This is a genomic window from Collinsella sp. AM42-18AC (genome assembly GCF_003467965.1).
In the GTDB taxonomy this organism is placed as follows: domain Bacteria; phylum Actinomycetota; class Coriobacteriia; order Coriobacteriales; family Coriobacteriaceae; genus Collinsella.
The window spans coordinates 205,364-224,980 of record NZ_QSFY01000001.1 but is presented as its reverse complement, the minus strand read 5'-3'; the positions used below and the strand labels follow the sequence as shown (position 1 = coordinate 224,980).

18 protein-coding genes and 1 tRNA gene are annotated in these 19,617 nt (G+C 59.3%); 18 read left to right on the top strand and 1 reads right to left on the bottom strand.

The window, feature by feature from the left end; genetic code table 11:
* Window positions 1–246 precede the first annotated feature (246 nt).
* Entirely contained in the window at window positions 247–1,248 is a 1,002-nt protein-coding gene (locus tag DW913_RS10105) for a C39 family peptidase (protein ID WP_233541964.1), read from the bottom strand.
* 355 nt (window positions 1,249–1,603) lie between these two features.
* Here DW913_RS10105 and DW913_RS00925 point away from each other — a divergent pair, with 355 nt between their 5' ends.
* The 18 genes from DW913_RS00925 (at window position 1,604) to rmuC (ending at window position 19,600) form a co-directional block, all read left to right on the top strand.
* Window positions 1,604–3,055: an APC family permease gene (locus tag DW913_RS00925; RefSeq protein WP_117797250.1), complete on the top strand. Its 1,452-nt coding sequence runs from the start codon at window positions 1,604–1,606 to the stop codon at window positions 3,053–3,055.
* Window positions 3,056–3,186: 131 nt separating this feature from the next.
* Window positions 3,187–4,464 (top strand): amidohydrolase family protein, encoded by a 1,278-nt coding sequence (locus DW913_RS00920; protein WP_117564945.1) that lies wholly within the window; start codon window positions 3,187–3,189, stop codon window positions 4,462–4,464.
* A 117-nt stretch (window positions 4,465–4,581) separates the two neighbouring features.
* Window positions 4,582–5,967, top strand: a complete 1,386-nt coding sequence (locus DW913_RS00915) for a sensor histidine kinase (protein WP_233540662.1) — start codon at window positions 4,582–4,584, stop codon at window positions 5,965–5,967.
* 38 nt (window positions 5,968–6,005) lie between these two features.
* Complete coding sequence (locus DW913_RS00910) at window positions 6,006–6,740, top strand: LytTR family DNA-binding domain-containing protein (RefSeq protein WP_117648125.1); 735 nt, start codon at window positions 6,006–6,008, stop codon at window positions 6,738–6,740.
* 92 nt (window positions 6,741–6,832) lie between these two features.
* Window positions 6,833–7,777: a zinc dependent phospholipase C family protein gene (locus DW913_RS00905; RefSeq protein ID WP_117634430.1), complete on the top strand. Its 945-nt coding sequence runs from the start codon at window positions 6,833–6,835 to the stop codon at window positions 7,775–7,777.
* A gap of 101 nt (window positions 7,778–7,878) precedes the next feature.
* Window positions 7,879–9,138: an MFS transporter gene (locus DW913_RS00900; RefSeq protein ID WP_055252086.1), complete on the top strand. Its 1,260-nt coding sequence runs from the start codon at window positions 7,879–7,881 to the stop codon at window positions 9,136–9,138.
* Between the two features lie 171 nt (window positions 9,139–9,309).
* On the top strand, window positions 9,310–10,497 hold the full coding sequence (locus DW913_RS00895; protein ID WP_117564949.1) for a glycosyltransferase: 1,188 nt from the start codon (window positions 9,310–9,312) through the stop codon (window positions 10,495–10,497).
* On the top strand, window positions 10,494–11,837 hold the full coding sequence (locus tag DW913_RS00890; protein WP_117757814.1) for a histidine kinase: 1,344 nt from the start codon (window positions 10,494–10,496) through the stop codon (window positions 11,835–11,837). Before DW913_RS00895 ends, DW913_RS00890 begins: the two co-directional genes overlap by 4 nt.
* A gap of 72 nt (window positions 11,838–11,909) precedes the next feature.
* A complete protein-coding gene (locus tag DW913_RS00885) occupies window positions 11,910–12,626 on the top strand; it encodes a LytTR family DNA-binding domain-containing protein (RefSeq protein WP_006235156.1) in 717 nt (238 codons plus the stop codon).
* 97 nt (window positions 12,627–12,723) lie between these two features.
* Complete coding sequence (locus DW913_RS00880; RefSeq protein WP_117629725.1) at window positions 12,724–13,191, top strand: YfcE family phosphodiesterase; 468 nt, start codon at window positions 12,724–12,726, stop codon at window positions 13,189–13,191.
* Window positions 13,192–13,600: 409 nt separating this feature from the next.
* Window positions 13,601–13,678, top strand: a tRNA-Asp gene (locus tag DW913_RS00875).
* Window positions 13,679–14,036: 358 nt separating this feature from the next.
* Entirely contained in the window at window positions 14,037–14,522 is a 486-nt protein-coding gene (locus DW913_RS00870; protein WP_117629049.1) for an Rrf2 family transcriptional regulator, read from the top strand.
* A 21-nt stretch (window positions 14,523–14,543) separates the two neighbouring features.
* Window positions 14,544–15,449, top strand: coding sequence for an adenine glycosylase (locus tag DW913_RS00865; RefSeq protein WP_117564952.1), 906 nt, complete (start codon window positions 14,544–14,546; stop codon window positions 15,447–15,449).
* Window positions 15,450–15,563: 114 nt separating this feature from the next.
* Window positions 15,564–16,103 (top strand): rubrerythrin, encoded by a 540-nt coding sequence (gene rbr, locus DW913_RS00860; RefSeq protein ID WP_055252097.1) that lies wholly within the window; start codon window positions 15,564–15,566, stop codon window positions 16,101–16,103.
* 441 nt (window positions 16,104–16,544) lie between these two features.
* On the top strand, window positions 16,545–16,979 hold the full coding sequence (locus DW913_RS00855) for a hypothetical protein (RefSeq protein WP_117797248.1): 435 nt from the start codon (window positions 16,545–16,547) through the stop codon (window positions 16,977–16,979).
* A gap of 123 nt (window positions 16,980–17,102) precedes the next feature.
* A complete protein-coding gene (locus DW913_RS00850; RefSeq protein ID WP_117736879.1) occupies window positions 17,103–17,633 on the top strand; it encodes a DUF6036 family nucleotidyltransferase in 531 nt (176 codons plus the stop codon).
* The gene (locus tag DW913_RS00845) at window positions 17,630–18,193 is read left to right on the top strand and encodes a transcriptional regulator (protein WP_117629046.1); all 564 of its coding nucleotides are present in this window, start codon (window positions 17,630–17,632) and stop codon (window positions 18,191–18,193) included. The genes DW913_RS00850 and DW913_RS00845 overlap by 4 nt, the downstream gene beginning before the upstream one ends.
* A gap of 51 nt (window positions 18,194–18,244) precedes the next feature.
* Window positions 18,245–19,600 carry a DNA recombination protein RmuC gene (rmuC, locus tag DW913_RS00840; RefSeq protein ID WP_117797246.1) on the top strand — a complete coding sequence of 452 codons (1,356 nt, stop codon included), beginning with the start codon at window positions 18,245–18,247 and terminating at the stop codon, window positions 19,598–19,600.
* Window positions 19,601–19,617 lie beyond the last annotated feature (17 nt).

Genomic DNA, 19,617 nt, shown 5'->3' with positions numbered 1-19,617 from the left:
GAGCGTCCAAAACGGGGCACAGTTTCCCCGGGGTCCTCTACCGGAAAATGCATCCCGGAATTATGCCGAAAAGTGGGGCACAGTTTCCCAAGCAGGCCGCTAACGGAAGGCACATCCCGTCATCGAACTCCAAAGCGGGATGCACTTTCCGAGCCGGCAGTTCCGGGCAGCCTGGGACCACTCATTTAAGTCTGTCCCCGATGAGTGGGTACTCATTTAAGTCTGTCCCCAATGAGTGCCCAATGACTAGTAGTAGGCCCACATGGCTTCGACTTCGTTAAGGACCTCTACGACGCCCCAGCGGCGGGCGCTGCGGCTGGCCGAGTTGGGATCGAAGACTTCAATCTGGTTGGCATCGTCGATGCCGTAGAGCACGATGTAGTGGCCTACGTTGGTAAACGTACCGGGGCGCACTGCGGCGATAACGGGCGCACCCGAGCGAAGTGCTTGGGTAATCGATTCGCGATCGTTATAGAGCTGTGTTCCGTTGAGTCCCAGCTGCCACGCACCGCCTGTCATAAACGACCACTCGGTGGCACCAGTGGGGGCGTAGTTGCCGGCTTCGGCCAGTGCGCATATATCGACCGGCGTCTTATCGGTGTGGCCGGTCTTAAAGATATAGACCATGGTGAGGCAGGTGGGACCGCAAGCGTTTTCGCGAATAGTGCCACCGGCATAGGGCAGCTCCGACCATGCGGGGTCAATTTGGTAGATGTGGGGCATGGTGCCGGCCTGCCATTGCGAGCGTGGGGTCGAGAACGCAAAGGAGTAACCGGGCGCGACGGGAGCTTTAAGCAGCCTGTCCTCGGCAGTGGGCTCAAGACCGGCTGATCCGTGGGAGATACAGGATCCCAAAAACACAAAGACAAGGCAGGCGGCGATGGAGCAAAGCGTAAGGCGTAGGCGGCGGGCCGGAAGCGCGTGGCTTGTGGCGAGCGACGCAGGGCGAGGGGCGGAATTGCCGCGATCGCGTTGAGGTCGCGAAAAGGAGCGCTTGACGTAGTAGTCGGTCGTACGGAGATCGTAGCGGCGTGGCTGCGATGTGTCGATCTGGCGTTGGCGTGCGCTCGTGCTCACGCGGTCTGACTGCTGCACGGTACGGCTTTGTTGCCGCGAAGAAGCCCCGAGTTGCTCTTGGGGGCGCTGCGGGTTGTCGTTGTCGGAGGTGCTTCTGGGCGTTGGCGTGGTGCGGCCGGCAAGGCGCACGCTTTGTGGCCGTTGGTCGCCGTCATTGTATCCGTATGCCATTCGAATCACCTTGCCTCATGTGTAACTTGTCTATCCTACATAAAAAGATGCACGACACATGGGTATGTGCGCCAAAAGCCTGACAAATGGTATGAACGTTGCCGCGCCGCGCGCCAAGCGTCACGGCAACAGGTATTCAAAAGCAGACAAGATGAAAGCGTCCAAGACGAATGACGTCTCCCGCCGTTCGTCCCAAAAACGGTGCCGCTCGTTTTGCAGTTCTGCCTTCGGTCGAGCTGCGAGCGGCGCTGCTGCGCCAAGGCCGTATCTTAAAGCCATGGAATAAAAGCGCGCGGCAAAACGGACCGCGCAAGGGGTGACGCCAAGGGGCGTCAAAAAGGAAAGGAGGGGAACAATGGCGGACAAGAATGCAGAAGTTGCAGTCGAGGATAACGGCGGCATGAAGAAAACGCTTTCGCTCTGGAACTTCTTCACCATCGGTTTTGGTGCCATCATCGGTACCGGTTGGGTTCTGCAGGTCGGCGACTGGATGGTCGTGGGCGGCGGTCCCGTTCCCGCTATGATCGCATTCCTCTTGGGTGCAATCTTCCTCGTGCCCGTCGGAGCTGTTTTCGGTGAGCTCACGGCTGCTATCCCCATTTCGGGCGGCATCGTCGAGTATGTCGATCGTAGCTTTGGCCGTACGATGAGCTACATCACCGGCTGGCTCCTGGCCCTGGGCAACGGCATCCTGTGCCCGTGGGAGGCCATCGCCATCTCGACTCTCGTGTCCGAGATGTTCGGCAGCCTGCCAGGCCTTGAGTGGCTGCGCGCCGTCAAGCTCTACACCATCCTGGGCGCCGACGTTTACCTGTTCCCGACGCTGATCGCGCTCGGCTTTGCAACCTACGTCATCTTCCTCAACTTCCGCGGTGCCAGCTCGGCCGCCAAGCTGCAGGCCTTCCTGACCAAGGCTCTGCTCTGCGGCATGCTGCTCGCCATGGGTGTCTCGCTGTTCACCGGTTCGCCGGAACACGCCATGCCCGTGTTCTCCCAGGTCACCGGTGCTGGCGGCGGCAAGCCCGCTACCGAGGGCACCAGCCTGTTCGCCGGCATCGTGTCGGTCCTGGTTTTGACCCCGTTCTTCTACGCCGGCTTCGATACTATTCCTCAGCAGGCTGAGGAAGCAGCCGAGGGCCTCAACTGGAACAAGTTCGGCAAGATCATCTCCCTGGCCCTGCTGGCCGCCGGCGGCTTCTACATGGTCTGCATCTACTCGTTCGGCACCATCCTCGACTGGCATGAGTTTGTTAAGAGCCCGGTTCCCGCGCTGGCCTGCCTCAAGGGCATCAACATGCTCCTGTACCTGGCCATGCTCGTCATCGCCACGCTTGGACCCATGGGCCCGATGAACTCCTTCTACGGCGCCACGAGCCGCATCATGCTCGCCATGGGCCGAAAGGGCCAGCTGCCCGAGAAGTTCGCCGAGGTCGATCCCAAGTCCGGCGCTCCCAAGCTCGCCTGCGTCGTTCTGGGCGTCATCACCGTCGTCGGTCCGTTCCTGGGCAAGAACATGCTCATCCCTCTGACCAACGTGTCGGCTCTCGCCTTCATCTTCTCCTGCGGCATGGTCGCCCTCGCTTGCCTGCGCATGCGCTTCACCGAGCCCGACCTGCCTCGTCCCTACGAGGTGCCCGGCGGCAAGTTTGGCATCTGCCTCGCTGTCGCTGCCTGCGCCGTCATCATCGGCTTGCTCGTGATCCCGTTCTCTCCCGCCTCCCTCAACATGGTGGAGTGGAGCATCGTGATCGGCTGGCTGGCCATTGGCCTGGCCCTCATGGCTTTCACCAATTCCCGCAAAAAGTAACGCCTGGCCGGGGCGGATCGGGTGCGCGGAATCCTCTCTCCCGCGCACCGAACCCGGCACCACTTGGGTAGCTTTGTGAGGCCTTAACCCAACACGGCCTCGCCCACTATATGGATCCATAAGGAGGAACCATGTCCACTAAGTATGCAATCGTTGGCGGCAAGCTCATCGACGGTACCGGTGCCGAGCCGGTCGAGAACTCCCTCGTTCTCGTCGACGACAACGGCAAGATCGAGTACGCCGGCACTATGCAGGACCTTCCCGAGGGCGTTGAGGTTATCGACGCGGCCGGCAAGACCGTCCTTCCCGGCCTGATCGACACCCACCTGCACTTCTCGGGCAACCTGACCGACGATGACACCGACTGGGTCATGCAGCCGCTCCTCGAGAAGCAGGCCGTCGCCGTCAAGCAGGCCTACGACTGCCTCACCCACGGTCTCACCACCGTCTGCGAGATCGGCCGCTTTGGTATCCAGATCCGCGACTGCATCGACAAGGGCGTCTTCAAGGGCCCGCGCGTTCTGGCCACCGGCCTCGGCTTCTGCCGCGTTGCCGGCCACGGCGACTCCCACCACTGCAGCCAGCAGCTCAACAAGGAATCGCACCCCTGGGGCGACCAGGTCGACGGTCCTTGGGATCTGCGCAAGGCCGTCCGTCGTCGCCTGCGCGAGAACCCCGATGCCATCAAGATCTGGGCTACCGGTGGCGGCATCTGGCGCTGGGACTCCGGTCGCGACCAGCACTACTGCTCCGAGGAGATCCAGGCCGTGGTCGAAGAGGCAAAGATGGTCGGCATCCCCGTGTGGAGCCACTGCTACAACAACCACGCCGCTGCCTACGATTCCGTTCGCTTTGGCTGCGAGCAGCTGATTCACGGCTTCGATATCGATGAGCGCACCATGGACCTCATGGCCGAGCAGGGCACCTTCTTCACCCCGACGATCGCCTTCCTGCCCACCTGGTACGCCACCTATCCGCCCGTCTACGTCCCCGAGCTGCACGACAAGTACGAGGGCACCCTGGTCGAGAAGGAGCTGCAGCGCAACTACGACTGCCTGCGCGAGGCCAAGAAGCGCGGCGTCGTCATGACGATCGGCTCCGACTCCTTCTCCTTCGTCACCCCGTACGGCACCTGCTCCATCGAGGAGATGTACGAGTTTGTCGACAAGATCGGCTTCACCCCGGTCGAGACCATCACCTGTGCCACCCTCAACGGTGCCAAGATGTGCCACATCGAGGACGAGACCGGTTCCATCGAGGCCGGCAAGTGCGCCGACCTGCTGGTCGTCAACGGTGACGTCGCCGCCGACATCCACGTGCTCAACACCGACAACATGGACGTCATCATGAAGGACGGCTGGATCGTCGAGGCTGGCACCTTTGGCGAGGCCAACAAATACAGCGCCTAAGATACCGTTTGTCGATGGCTGGATGTAAAACACAGTTTTTGATTGCATAATGCAATGGAGAGGGTCGCTTGCGGCCCTCTTTATTGCTATGGGTGCGGTAGATAAAAGGGGATGACGGTGGATTTAAACAGGCTGATTCTGGGCAAGAGCTACAACTCTACCAAGGTCTTTCGTACGGCCCAGCATGTGGTCCAGGCCATCTTGCTCGGTATTGTCGTTCCGCTGCTTATCCTGCTGCTCATCTGGGATCTAACCGATAATCCCAATCCCGTTCCGGCCGTTGTCGTCATTGCCGGCTTGGTCATGCTATGCTTCTTCTTCTCGTACGTCTTTGTCGTTCCCGACGACCTCACGTCGAGCGCTACCGACCGCACGCTCGCCATCGCATCGAAAATATTCGCCTATACGTCGCGAGGCCTTACGCCCGAAGCGGCCCTGGGCGCTTCCAAAATCATCCTTTCCGAGACCATTGCCTCGGCCATCTGCTTTACCGACGGCAAGCAGGTGCTGGCGAGCTGGGGCGAGGACTCGGCAAAATGCCCTGCGGGCACTCCGGTTGTGCTGCGGACTACGCTCAACGTGATCAACAGCGGTGAACAAAGCGTGTTCTCGCGCGATGCCTCGACCGAGACGGGTGGCTACTTTCCGCGCCTGCGCGCCGGTATTGTCGCACCGCTTACCGTGCGCGGGCATTGCGTGGGCACGCTCGAGCTGTATTATCCCCGTCTGAGCAGCATCGATATGCGCCAGACGGCGCTTGCCTCGGGCTTTGCCGACCTCATTTCCACGCAGCTTGCAAGCTTTGAGCTCGAGCGCCAGGACGAGCTTACGGCCCGCGTGGAGCTGCGCGCCTTGCAATCGCAGGTCGATCCTCATTTTCTATTCAATACCATCAGCACCATCGTGTCGCTCGTACGTACCGAGCCGGACAAGGCCAGGTCGCTGCTGATCGACTTTTCCAATTACTACCGTCAGACGCTTTCTGATTCCGATACCCTCACAACGCTCGAGCACGAGGTGGAACAGGGCACTCGCTATATCAATCTAATGCAGGCTCGTTATGGCGACGGCCGTCTGCGCGTCTCGGTCGATATCGACTTTGAGGTGCGCGATTGCATGGTGCCGCCGTTTATCTTGCAGCCGTTGCTCGAAAACTGCATCAAGCACGCGCAGCGCGAGACCGAGCCGCTTTCTATTCATGTTAGGGCTTTTGAGACCGATGACGGTTTGGAGATCATCGTCGAGGACGACGGCATCGGTATGAGCGAAGAGGTCTGCGCACATCTGTTTGAGCAGCATCGCCTGGAGGAGCCCGAGAGCATTACCGCCGACGGCTCCGTCAAGCGAGGTTGCGGCCTGGCGCTCTTCAACGTGCTTCAGCGCATCCATTTCTTTTACGGAGAAGATTCCGGCATGCGCGTGAAGTCCCAGGAGGGCGTGGGAACGCAGGTCATCGTCGAGCTGAACGGCGAGCCGCATGAGCCCGCGCCGTTGACGGCGTAGCACGCGGTTGGATTGAGAGAAAAAGAGGGGAAGCACATATGTCCGAAGGCTGGAACATCTTGGTGGTTGATGACGAGCCCCCAATTAGGGCTGAGCTACGCTATCTATTGGAAAAGGATACGCGTGTGGGTCATATTGCCGAGGCGGGCAATGTCACCGAAGCCGTGGAGTCGATTCTGTCGAACAAGCCCGACGTGTTGTTTTTAGACATTACCATGCCCGGTCGCTCGGGAATTGAGCTTGCCGAGACGCTGCAGAACCTAAAGACGCCGCCGGTCGTGGTGTTTGTGACGGCATTTGCCGAGTATGCGGCTGATGCCTATAACCTCGATGCCGTCGATTATGTCGTCAAGCCGGTTGAGGACGCACGCCTGTCAAAGGCACTCGACAAGATCGAGGCGGCCTTGGGCGTCCGTCGTGTTATCCACGCTCCGCGCCAGCCTTTGCGTCTGACGGTGGACCGCGGGGGCAAAAAGGTGTTCATTCCCGCCGCAGACGTTTGCTACTTTGAGGCGCGCGCCGATTTTTGCAACGCCATCTGCGCCGAGGGAACGTACCTGATCAATGAGTCGATCTCTTCGCTCGAGCGTCGCTTGGACTCCGAGGGCTTTATTCGCGTTCATCGCAGCTACCTGGTCAATTTGGAAGACGTGCACAATGTTGAGATTGGCTCCACGGGGTTGATGGAGCTCAGGCTCGACCGCGTGAACTCGACGGTACCGGTGTCCCGTCGTCGTGCCGCCGAGGTCAAGTCGCACCTGGGGCTTGCGTAAGAGGCTTGCGTGCTGTCGTTTACCATCGCAGGTTTGGCATGGGCGCGCGGTGGGCATAATGGGTGGCATCGAATGAAATCGAAAGGATCATTATGCCCGCGCTTATCACCCATCATCTGTTTGGCGAGGAAAGCATCGACCGTCTTCCGCAGGGCGTCATCACGTCCGATGAAGAGCGCATTGCCTTTATCTTGGGCAACCAAGGCCCCGACCCGTTTTTCTTTCACATTCTGACACCGCGTGTTTCCGACTGCACGCTGCTGGCGCAGGTCATGCATCGGTCGCGCATGTCTCGCCAGTTCGCGTGCCTGCGCGACGGCGTGTCGCATCTGCTGCCGCGCGATGCCAGCTTGGGTCGTGCCTTTGCGCTGGGCCTGCTGTCTCATTACGTGCTCGACCGCAACGCTCACCCCTTTGTCTATGAGCAGCAGTTTGGCATCGTGGAGTCCGATTCAGAGCTTGAGGATTCGAGCAGTCAGGTCCATGCCGTGATCGAGAGCGACCTGGATGTACTGATGCTGCAGCTTAAACGCGATGGCGCTACGGTCGACGATTACCCGCCGGCGGGCGAGATCGTCACCACCGATCGCATCAATCGCGTGGCCGGCGTGCTGATGAGCTATGTTGCCGGACGCGTGTACGGCATTGACATTCCGGCGGGGGAGTACGGTGCTGCCGTTGCCAATATGCAGCGACTTTACCGCGCGATTGAGCCGGCCGGCTCCGCAAAGACGCGCGCGATCTCGCTGGTTGAGGGCTTGGTGCACGACTACTCGCTGCTCGACGGCCTTGCGCACCGCGTGACGACCGAGCTGCCCGAGCGTACCGGCAACCTGGGCCACTTGGCATGGAAGAACCCCTTTACCGATGAAGTCTCGACCGAGAGCTTCCCCGAGGTCTTTGACCGCGCGCTGCTCGATTACGAGTGCACGGTTGCCCGCTTTATCGAGACCGGCGATATGGAAGCCGTGACCAACCATGTCAATTACAGCGGTCGCGTGCTCAATGCCGATGAGGAGTTCGACCGCGAGGAATAGGGCTCATGCGTGCCCCTTTGCCGAATCCTTACCGGTGCTTCTGGACAATTGGGGTACGATGAACTAACTGCATATCGGGCAAATACGAAGGGTCCCTGTCCATGAAATACACCAAGCTCGAGCGTAACTGGGTTATGTACGATGTGGGCAATTCGGCCCTCGTGCTGCTCAATACCTCGGTGGTGCCCATTTACTTTAACGCCATCAATACCGGCGCTTCCTCGGCCGACCTGGTGGTCGCTTGGGGCAATGCGCAGACGATCGCCTCGCTGGTCATCGCCATGCTCATGCCCATTCTGGGCGCACTTGCCGACTACGCCGGCAACAAGATCAAGTTCTTCTTGGGCTTCTTCCTCACGGGCCTGGTGCTTTGCCTGGCGCAGGCTATCCCAATGTCTGCCATGGCATTTTTGACCGTGTACGTGCTGTGCACCATCGGCCTTAACTCTTCTATGACGTTCTACGACGCCATGCTGCCTGACATTACCACCGACGAGCGCATGGACGCCGTGTCCAGCTCGGGTTATGCCTGGGGCTACATCGGTTCCACCGTGCCGTTCGTCATCTGCCTGGCGCTCATCATGGGTGGCCCCGCTCTTGGCATCCCCACCATGCTGGCAACGCGTCTGTCGTTTATCATCACTGGTGCCTGGTGGCTCATCTTTACCCTGCCGCTCATTCGCACCTATAAGCAAAAGTACGGTCGCGAGCGCGGTCCCGAGGACACCATCGGCCACATCGTGGGCGGTGTGTTCTCCGAGGTCGGACACACCATGCGCGAGATTGCCCACAATAAGACCGTGCTGGTCTACATGATCGCGTTCTTCTTCTATATCGACGGTGTGCACACGGTCATTTCCATGGCCACCAGTTACGGATCGGCCTTGGGCATCGATTCGACGCAGCTGGTGCTGGCGCTGCTCGTTACGCAGTTCGTGGCCTTTCCGTCCGCCATCATCTACGGCAAGCTCGCCGGACGCGTGGGCACGCTCAACATGATCCTGGTGGCGGTCGCCGCCTACATGGGGATTGTGCTGTTCGCCGCGTTCTTCCTAAAGACCGCCTTTGAATTCTGGGTGCTTGCCATTATGGTCGGCCTGTTCCAGGGCGGTGTGCAGGCGCTCAGCCGTAGCTACTTTGGCCGCATTATCCCCAAGGAAAAGTCCAACGAGTACTACGGCTTCTTTGACATCTTTGGTCGTTATGCAAGCGTTATGGGCACCTTCCTGGTGTCGGTCGTCACCTCGCTGACCGGCAACCCGTCGCTGGGCGTCCTTTCCATTGGCGTGCTGCTGGTCGTTGGCTTTATGCTACTGGTCCGCCTGTCCCGCATGACTCGGGCGGCAGAGCATGCCGCATAGGAGCGAGCGGCTATTGTGCCTGTCCACGGTACTCTTTTGGGGTTATCCGCAATAAACATTGCGACTTGCGAGCAATGATTTGCCCAAGTGGGTATGATGGAATCAGCTAGGTCGCGGGGCGTCGCCTGTGTTTGGCGGCGTCCCGTTTTTGTGTTGCAGGGAGGGTAAGGCATGAACGCCACGGTCGTGATTCCAACGTATTGGGCGGGCGATGACGCTTGCGCAAACGCCCCTGGCACCTATGACCATTCGACGCGACTCAACGCAGACAATCCCGAACTCGACCGCTGCCTGGCCTCGCTTGAGCAGGTGTGCGACATCCCGCGCATCATCCTTTTGGTGGTCTGTCCTGTTTCTGCCACAGCCGATGTGTCGCTGCGCGTGCACGAGATTGTCGACGCGCATCCCACGCTCAAGGTCACCGTTGTCACCAACACCCAGGCCTCGCGCATCGCAGACCGGGTTGCTCAGATCGCGCCCAAGGGTTCGGGCGAGTGCGTGAGCCTGCGAGGCTACGGTGCCATCCGCAACATGGGGCTAGCCTGTGCCGCTGTGCTGGGGCATGACGCGGTTATCTTTTTGGATGACGATGAGACTGTCATCGACGCCGACTTTATGAAGCGCGCGACCTATGCGTTGGGGCAGCAGACGCGTCAGGGCTTGCCGATCTTGGTCAAGAGCGGCTATTTCTACGATCGCGACGGCTCGCCGCTGGCTCCCACGGACAAGGCGGGCATCTGCCATCGTTGGTGGACCAAGCGCATCGAGTTCAACCGTTGGATGAAAAAGGCGCTCTCGGGCACCCGCATCTCGCGCTCCAACTACGTGTGCGGCGGCCTGATGGCCCTGCACGCCCGCGCCTTTACGCGTGTGGCCTTTGACCCGTTTATCACCCGCGGCGAGGACTTGGATTACCTCTTTAACATGCGTATGTTTGGCTACGACGTGTGGTTTGATAACGAGTGGACCGTGCGCCATCTGCCTCCGGAGTCCGAAAAGCGCTCACCGCGCTTTATGCAGGATGTATACCGTTGGTACTACGAACGGGCCAAGTTGACGTTCGCCGCGCATCAAAAGGAGCTCATCCCCGTTACGGCGGCATCGCTCATGCCCTACCCGGGCCCGTGGATTTCGCGCGAGCTCGACGACCGCGTGCGCAAGACCGCTATGGTCCGCAGCGTGTTTACCCGCGAGCATGAGGGCTACCTGCGCATTTGGCGCCATGGTATCGGCGAGGCAAAGGCCTATGCGCGCCAAAACGCTGCAAGCTACCTGCGTTTCCAGAGCTTTTGGCCCAAGATCATGGACGGGCTTTGGCGTGACGCACAACTGATCAGTATCCTGGAGGGGGCCGAATGATCGACCGCCGCGCCCAGCGCGATAGTTCAATATCAATCTTTCGCATCATTGCCGTTGCATGCGCCATTTGCGTGCTGGTGTACTTTATTTTTGCCTTGGTGACCGGTATCGAGCCGATCGCCACGGTGATTGCCTGCGCGCTGCTGTGCATCTTTCTGTGCATCTTTATCTTTTTGACGCTCAATCCCGATTCGGTGCGCTCCCAGTACACCGAGGAGACGCTCTCGGTGGCCTCGGCCATGCTCGAGGACATTAAGGGCGGTCTGACGCAGGAGTCGGCGCGTTTGGTGTGCCGGCGCATTTTGCCCGAGACGCGCGCCATGACGGTGGCCATCACCGACGAGGACAACGTGCTTGCCTGCGCGGGCGAGTTTGAGGAAAAACTGCTGCCCGATACTCCCATCCACACGCTTGCCACACGCTACGTTATCGAACATGGCATCGTGCAATCGTTCAACCGTATGGTGGATGTCGTGGGCTCGGACGGCTCGCACAACCAAGTCCCCGCCGGCATTATCGCCCCCATCAAGGTGGGCGATCGTACCGTCGGCACGCTCAAGTTCTACTACAAGACCCCGCGCGCCGTCGACCGTACCCAGTACGCGCTTGCCTCGGGCTTTGCCGAGATCTTGTCCACGCAGCTCGCCATCCACGAGCTCGAGGTGCAAAAGGAACTCACAGCGCGCGCCGAGGTGCGTGCGCTGCAGGCGCAGATTAACCCGCACTTCCTGTTCAACACGCTGAACACCATTGCATCGTTTACGCGCACCGACCCGCTGCGGGCCCGCGAACTGCTTCGTGAGTTCTCATCGTTCTATCGCGCCACGCTCGACAACTCGGGATCGCTTATTCCGGTCTCGCGCGAGGTCGCACAGACCAAGCGCTACCTTACCTTTGAGAAGGCCCGCTTTGGCGAGGACCGCGTGCTTGCGACGTTCGATGTGTCCGAGGACGTGGAAGATACGCTGGTGCCGGCGTTCGTGATCCAGCCGATTGTCGAGAACGCCGTGCGTCATGGTATGGGCGATGACGACGCCCTGAGGATCGACGTGACCGTTCACCAAGACGGCGAGGATGCAATCTTGATTGCCGTGGCCGATAATGGCGTGGGCATGGATGAGGGTACCGCCGCCAGACTGTTTGACGAGCGCTCTGCCCGTCCCGACGCCAGCTCTCCTCAGGGTGGCGGCGCCGGTGTGGCCATGCACAATATTTCGGAGCGCATCCATCGCTTTTTTGGGCCGCACTCCTATACGCGTGTCGAATCGGCGCCGGGCAAGGGCACCAAAGTGCTCCTTCATCTTGATTTGTCAGAGAGCATCTTTGACATTCAAGAGTAAAATAAAAAGCTACGGGCTCAACGTCATGCGACGGACGCCCGGCGTAGTTAGTTGACGAAAGGTTTTATCCCTATGCTGCGTGCGATGATTGTGGATGATGAGGCGCCGGCTCGCTCGGAGCTTCGCTTCCTGCTCGAGCAAACGGGCAAGATCGGCACGATCACGGAGGCGTCGAGCGTCCGCTCCGCCATCGAGATGCTTATGGAAAGTCGCGTGGATGTCGTGTTTCTCGATATCTCGATGCCCGGTGCCTCGGGCCTGCAACTTGCCGAGGCGCTGCATAAGCTCAAAAATCCGCCGGCGATCGTGTTTGTGACTGCGTATAGCGACCATGCGGTCGAGGCATTCGACGTCGATGCCGTCGATTATCTGATGAAGCCTGTCGAGGAAGCTCGCTTGGATCGCGCGATCGAGAAGGTCATGCAACGCGCCAAGCCGGTTACGGACAGCAAAGTGACCATCGAGCGTATCCCGGTGGAAAAGGGCGGCCGCAAGGTGCTCATTCCCGTGGATGACATCCGCTTTATCATGGCAAAGGACGATTACTCCTGCATCTATACCGTCGATGATCGCTTTTTGTCGACGACCTCGCTGGCGCAGTTTGAGGCCAAGCTCTGCGACTTTGGCTTCTTCCGTGTTCACCGCCGCTATATCGTCAACCTAGCGTGCGTCACGGACGTTGAGACGGTGCCCTCGGGCGCCATCCAGCTGGGCATTACGGGCGTCGACGAACGCGTGCCGGTTTCGCGCCGCCGCGTCGTGCCGCTCAAGAAGGCTCTGAGTCTCTAGCACACTGGCCCCGCAGCCCTGTAGACCCATCGTCTGCGGGGCCGTGGGGCCTTTTTTGTATGTATCTGCCGAATCGTTTTTTTGCGGAAGGGATCCCATGAACAGTGCAAGCGCCAAGCGTATCGACATCATCTCGGACACCCACGGCTATTTATCGCCTGCGCTCTTGGATGAGCTTGAGGGCGCAGATCTGATCATCCACGCCGGCGACCTTACGTCAGAGATGGACTACGAGCACCTATGCACCATCGCCCCCGTGCGGGCCGTCTTGGGCAACAACGATTACTACCGCGACTACGGTCCCGATGTAGACCGTCTTGCGCTCTTTACCTACGAAGGCCTCAAATTCGCCGTAGCCCATTACCGCGAAGACCTTCCGGTGGGATCCGTAGACGTAGCCATCAACGGCCACACCCACGTAACCAAAGAAGCCCAGGTGGGCCGCTGCCTAGTCCTCAACCCGGGCAGCGCCAGCTACCCCAGAGGCAGCCGAGGCCCCACTATGGCCAGAATGCTAGTAAAAGACGGCCATGTCATAAGTACCAAGTTTATTGACCTAGACTAACCGCAACAAAAACGGGGGATGCACAAGGCATCTCCCGTTTTTCTTTGAGCCAAAGTAAGAAGTCCAACCAGAACAATCAGACCACCCCCGCCGAGGAACACGCGGGCTAGCCGCGCAGCGGCGCACGCCCGCAAAACTGGTTGAAGAAAGTGACGGCAGGGAGGGTCTCCGGGGCTGGGGGCGGGGGTTAAGTTTGTCGCGAGTTCCGCACGCAAAGGAAAGCACTTAATGTGCTTTCCGTCTTGCGCAGGACTGTAGAGCAGCAAACTTAACCCCCGCCCCCAGCCCCGGAGACCCTCCCGGAGGGACCGAAAAATTTTTTCAAAAAAGTTGTTGCGCGCCGGACAGACTTCTGTGTATACTAATCCCCGCAGCGCACGCGAGCGGAAACAAACGCGAACGTCTGCCTGGGGAGTTAGCTCAGTTTGGTTAGAGCGCCGGCCTGTCACGTCGGAGGTCGCGGGTTCGAGCCCCGTACTTCCCGCCAACGCAATTAAAGCCACGTCTTCGGACGTGGCTTTTTGCGTTTGATACACTTTGTTTCGATAGAACGATCGCCCTGATGCATCTTTGCCCAGAATCCCCGCGCCTTCGGGAACGCAAGTAAAATCTAATAAGTCTATCTGTCTGAACAACAGCTTTGTTGCGCAACACCTGTTCAACGAGACAGGGGGTTAGGTTATACTAAATTGCACTGTAGGCCGCATCTGATGCATTTCGCTCCAAGCGCGGCACTCAGTGGATATCCGATTTACCATTTGGATGTCCTGCGGTCATTTAGCGTCTCGACACAAGCTCGGCCCCGGAGCTCGTTCGAGCTGTTCGTATTCCTTGAAAGGGGAAAAATGGACATATCGAGGAAGACTGATTACGCCCTTCGTATGCTGGCGATGCTTGCCGAGGATCCGGAGCGTTTGCTTTCTGTTCGCACCGCTGCCGAAGAGGTCAATGTTCCGTATTCGTTTGCCCGCTCGATTCAGCACGGTTTGGTCCAGGCCGGTATTGTGGAGAGCCTGCGTGGCGTCCACGGTGGCATGCGTCTCAAGGTCAGTCCGGACGACGTCACCATCCGCCAGGTCGTCGAGGCCGTTCAGGGCCCTATGGTTATGAATGATTGCACCGCACCCGATGGCGACTGTGCACGCATGGGCACGTGCTGCTATCATCCCCTGTGGGCCGGAGCTCAAGCGTTGATGCGCGATTACCTCGATTCCGTTTCGCTCGGCGACATCGTCGCTCACCGCCAGTTCCCGGCCGTCGATCCCAAATTCGCCGACCGCGAAGCGTTTCCCGAGTACGCCACCTGCGCGTGCGCTTGCCGGGAGGAATAGCGCCGCATAAGGAGCATAGATATGATTCAGGACCCCTTTCGTTCGATGATTCGTTCGGAAGGGGTCCTGCGTTATCGCGACCTTCCGTGGCGCCGCACGCGCGATCCGTACATCATTTGGCTTTCCGAGGTCATGTTGCAGCAAACACAGGTGCCACGCGTGGAGACGCGTATGCCGGCGTGGCTCGATCGCTTTCCGACCGTGCAGGCGCTTGCCCAAGCCGCGCCTTCCGATGTTTTGGACGCTTGGCAGGGCATGGGCTACAACCGACGCGCTCTGGCGCTCCACAAGGCCGCTCAGCGCGTTGTGGAGGACTGGGACGGTGAGTTTCCGCGTGAGACGCGTGACTTGGTCGCTCTGCCTGGTATTGGCCCGGCAACGGCGCAAGGTATCCGGTCGTTTGCGTTTGACCTTCCAGGCGTGTATCTGGAGACCAACGTGCGCACGGTCTTTCTGCATCACTTCTTTCCCGATGTACCGGCTGTTCCCGACCGCGAGCTGGTGCCGCTGATTCAGGCGGCCTGTCCGGCGGTCCCCGGTGCGGCGACCGACGAGATCGCTCCCTTTGCCGTGCCGCTCGATGATGCCGACACGCCGCGCGCGTGGTATTACGCGTTGCTGGATTACGGCGCATATCTAAAAAAGACGTTGCCCAATCCGTCCAGGCGCTCGGCGGGCTATAGCCGTCAATCAAAGTTTGAGGGCTCACGTCGCCAAAAGCGCGCGCATATCGTGCGCATGTTGCTGGCAGCGCGCGATGGCCAACCGGCGGGGATTACGCTTGCTGATGCCGTGGTGGGCGTTAACGATATGGAAGCGGCGGCTGGGCGCGGGCCGGTCGAGCGCGAGCTTGTCGCGGGCATTCTGGCCGACCTGGAGCGTGAGGGCTTTTGCCGAGCCGAGGGCGATCGCTGGCTGAGCATTTAGCCCGTGGAAATCTGAAGAACAGGATTGTAAGGTTTAGATTTCCGACATGAGGGCATCCTAAAGACGAGGCCGCTCGAAGCCTACGGGCGGCATGCGTTGAAGGGAAGTACACCTATGGATTTTGAGAATTCCCAAACCAAGAAGAACCTCGAGACCGCTTTTGCCGGTGAGTCCCAGGCACACACCAAGTATCGCTACTATGCCTCCAAGGCAAAGAAGGACGGCTACGTTCAGATCTCGAACATCTTTGCCGAGACGGCTGGCAACGAGTCCGAGCACGCCAAACTGTGGTTTAAGTATCTGCACGATGGCGCCGTCCCCGATACCCTGGACAATCTGCGCGATGCCGCCGCGGGTGAGAACTACGAGTGGACCACGATGTACGACGAGTTTGCCAAGACCGCCGAGGAAGAGGGCTTTGCCGAGATTGCCGCAAAGTTCCGTGGTGTCGCCGCCGTCGAGAAGGCCCACGAGGAGCGCTACAACAAGCTCGTCGAGCGCATTGAGTCGGGCGAGGTGTTTGAGCGCGAGGGCGTAAAGGTGTGGAAGTGCCTGAACTGCGGACATCTGCACGTTGGTGCCGAGGCACCTGAGGTGTGCCCGGTGTGTAACCACCCCAAGGCGTACTTTGAGGAGCAGGTGGTGAACTACTAGCGCTTGGCGCTGGCTGCTGCGGAGCGCAGGGCGGGGAAATACCTTTCCCTCTCGCTCACGGCTTCGCAGAGTCGCGCGAGGCAAAGGTATTTCCCCGCCTTGCGCTCCGGCGTTGGGTCGTCGCGTGCTCGATACAGAAAAGCTGATAAAAAAGGTTGTGTGCCGCCCCTTTTTGGGGCGGCACGTTTTTGTGGGGTCCTGGTCTCCACAATTTTCGTCAAGCTATTGGTTAGATTTTGGTCAGTTGGCGTAAGGGTGGAAGGCCAAAAGATTGTTGGCGAAAAAAGCTCAGAGAAAGTGCTGGTAGGGGAGTTGTTGAGCTTTTCGACAGCTTTTGAGCAAAAGAAACTTTGTGGCTATTGCCGGCGATTGCGTTGTCGCGGTCATGGCGGTGCGGGATGCTGGTCGTAAGCGTCGAATGCTCCGATTTTGGAGGCCAGCATGGATCTGTTTCTTGAGACTCCGCAGCAACAAGCTGAGCGCATGCTGCGTCAGCAGCAACGACTCATGGAGATGCAAATGCAAGGGGTTGCCAACCAGGCGCCCGTGCAAAACGTCGTGCCCGCTGCTGTACCTGCAGCTGTGCCCGGGTGTGAATCGGCGCCAGAGGCCTATTCCGTACAGCAAGATTCATATGCGCAGGAGCTCGCGTTCGACAAGCATCGTGCGCGTCGCCGTCGCTGGGCCCAGCGCCTGCGTACGTTGGCGATGATCGTGCTCATCCCGTTGGGGCTTGCGGCCATCTTTCTGGCGTCGTATGCCCTCACGTGCATCCTCAACGGTGCATCGCCCAACGAGGTGCTCCAGCATCTAGCGGCCCTAGGCCAGCGCTTAGGTGACGTCATAACAACCATCCGCGCCGGCTGGGAGAGTTAGCGTTTGTCACATTAGGACTTCTAGGGTGTAGGGATTCTCGCCACGAGTAGGATTCTTGCATCCTGTGGGTCCTGTCGTGCGACTGAATAGTATTATTGAAGATGAATAATAATAGGATTTGCTATGTATAAGCAGGATTTAGAGCAGACTCTTTTGGATATTGACGAAGAGGCGGAGCTGGAAATAGGTCCAAGAGACGATAGGCCGAGCGTTGTATTGGTGGGAGGAAGCGCCTTCATGCTAAACGATGTGACGAATCGGTCGGTTACACATGACATTGATGTGTTTGAGGCAGACAGGTGCCTCCGCGAGATCATAGCTCGATACCCCGAGGTGAATGGCATGGTAGTGGCATATTGCAACCAGATGCCATTCAATTACGAAGATCGACTGATCCCATTGGAGATCGGGGCGCATTTTATCAGGTACTTTACGCCATCTTTGGAGGATCTGGCGGTGATGAAGCTTTATGCCTATCGTCCGAACGACATCGTCGACCTCCATAGTCGAACATTTATCGACCGACTTGATTGGGATCTGCTCGAGCGGCTTATATTCGATGAAGGAGAGGCGTTGGCCTCGTCGCCTTCAGAGCGGAGTTATCAAGAGATGGTCTGTGCATACAGGCAATACAAAAAGGAGGTGCTCGGTTGAATCTGACTTTTGAGGGATTTTTGAAAGGCTATTGCCGAGAGCTGTCCGGACAGCAGTCGCTGAGTTTTAGGAAGCTTGTAAAGCAGGCAACAACGGTTGAGCCGCGTGTGGCGGAGCCTCTGTTTTTGCTCGCTTTGGCGCAGGGTAAGGCCGAATACGTTCTGGGTTTATCCGAGGGCTCGTGGATGGAAGAGGGCTATCGAGGTGTTTTGTCTCTGTATGGCCAAGCGAGTAGCCTGGCATCTCTATGCTCCGAGGATAAGCTCCCCAATCGTTACGCCAACGTTTGGCGTGCGTATAGAGGGGTGAAAGAAAAGCCAGCGGCCGACAGAAGGGTGAACGCCCTGATGAGAAAGAGAACACTTAAAGCATTGGAGGAATCGGGTGTAACGCGCTACGGTCTCTGCCGCGATTTGAATCTGAATAAGGGAAACGTGTACGCATACTTAGCCGGTGATGACTCGAAGGTGAGCAGGAAGACAGCGCGTCGCATTATGGAATATGCGGAGGAGAGAAGCACCCAAGAAGGGGCCGGGCGCCCGGTGCGTGTGGCGGGGTAAGATTGATCGCGGTTTTGATTGATAATCGATTGGGTTTGTTGGGCGGAGTCTATGTCTGCTATTGATATTGCGCTTGTTGTGATTGCCTTGGTGGCGGTGGGAGTTGCTGCGGTCTGCGCCCTGCAGCTTAAGGGCCTTCGTGCCGAGTTGCGAGAGCGTGGCGGCAACGAAGCGGAAACGCTCGCGGCACTCGAGCAGGCCAACAGCGCGCTCGATGCCCTGAACGTCGCGCTGACAGAAACCCGCCGCACGGCAAACGCCATCGCGCAGCAGCAGACGACCGATGCGGCCGTGGAGCAGCAACGCTACCTGACCATCGCGCGAGAGTTCTCGCAGGCCGGCGACCGTATGGATGACCTGCGCCGCGAGACGGCCCAACAGCTCGGCGCCAACCGCGAGGGCATCGAGCATCGCCTGGACAAGGTGCGCGAGACGGTCGATGCCCAGCTGGGCGCCATCCGCAAAGACAACAACGTGCAGCTCGATCAGATGCGTGCGACGGTGGACGAGAAGCTCTCTCGCACGCTCAACGACCGACTGTCGGCATCGTTTAAGCAGGTGAGCGACCAGCTCGAGGCCGTGTACAAGGGTCTGGGCGATATGCAATCTATCGCCACCGGCGTGGGCGACCTTAAGCGCGTGCTGGGCAACGTCAAGGCGCGTGGCATTTTGGGCGAGGTGCAGCTGGGTGCAATCCTGGCGGACATCCTCACACCCGACCAGTATCTGGAAAACGTCGCCACCAAGCCCGGCGCCTCGGAGCGCGTTGAGTTTGCCGTCAAGCTGCCGGTGGACGAGGGCGATCCCGTGCTGCTGCCGATCGACTCCAAGTTTCCGGGCGACGCGTACGAGCACCTGCTCGACGCGCAGGAGTCGGGCGATGCGGAGGCCGTGGCGGCTGCGCGCAAGACGCTCGACACCATGGTCAAGCGCGAGGCTAAAGACATCTGCGAAAAGTACCTGAGTGTGCCGACAACGACCAACTTTGGCATCATGTTCGTGCCGTTTGAGGGACTGTACGCCGAGGTCGTCAGCCGCCCCGGGCTTATCGAGACCCTGGGCCGCGACTATCACGTCAACGTAGCCGGTCCCAGCACCATGGCCGCCATTCTCAACAGCCTGCAGATGAGCTACCAGACGTTTAGGCTGCAAAAACGTACCGACGACGTACTGCGCGTGCTCTCCGCCGTCAAGGCTGAGCTGCCGCGCTATCAGGCGGCGCTGCGCCGCGCCCAGCAGCAGATCGAGACCGCGGGCAAAACGGTCGAGGGCATCATCACCATGCGCACCAACGTCATGGAGCGCAAGCTCAAGGACATCGACGCGCTGGAAGACGCGCGGGAGGCCGACGAGATTTTGGGCTTGGAGTCCGCGGACCTTCCCACAGACCAAGAAGACGAGGACTAATTGCAACAAGACGGTGG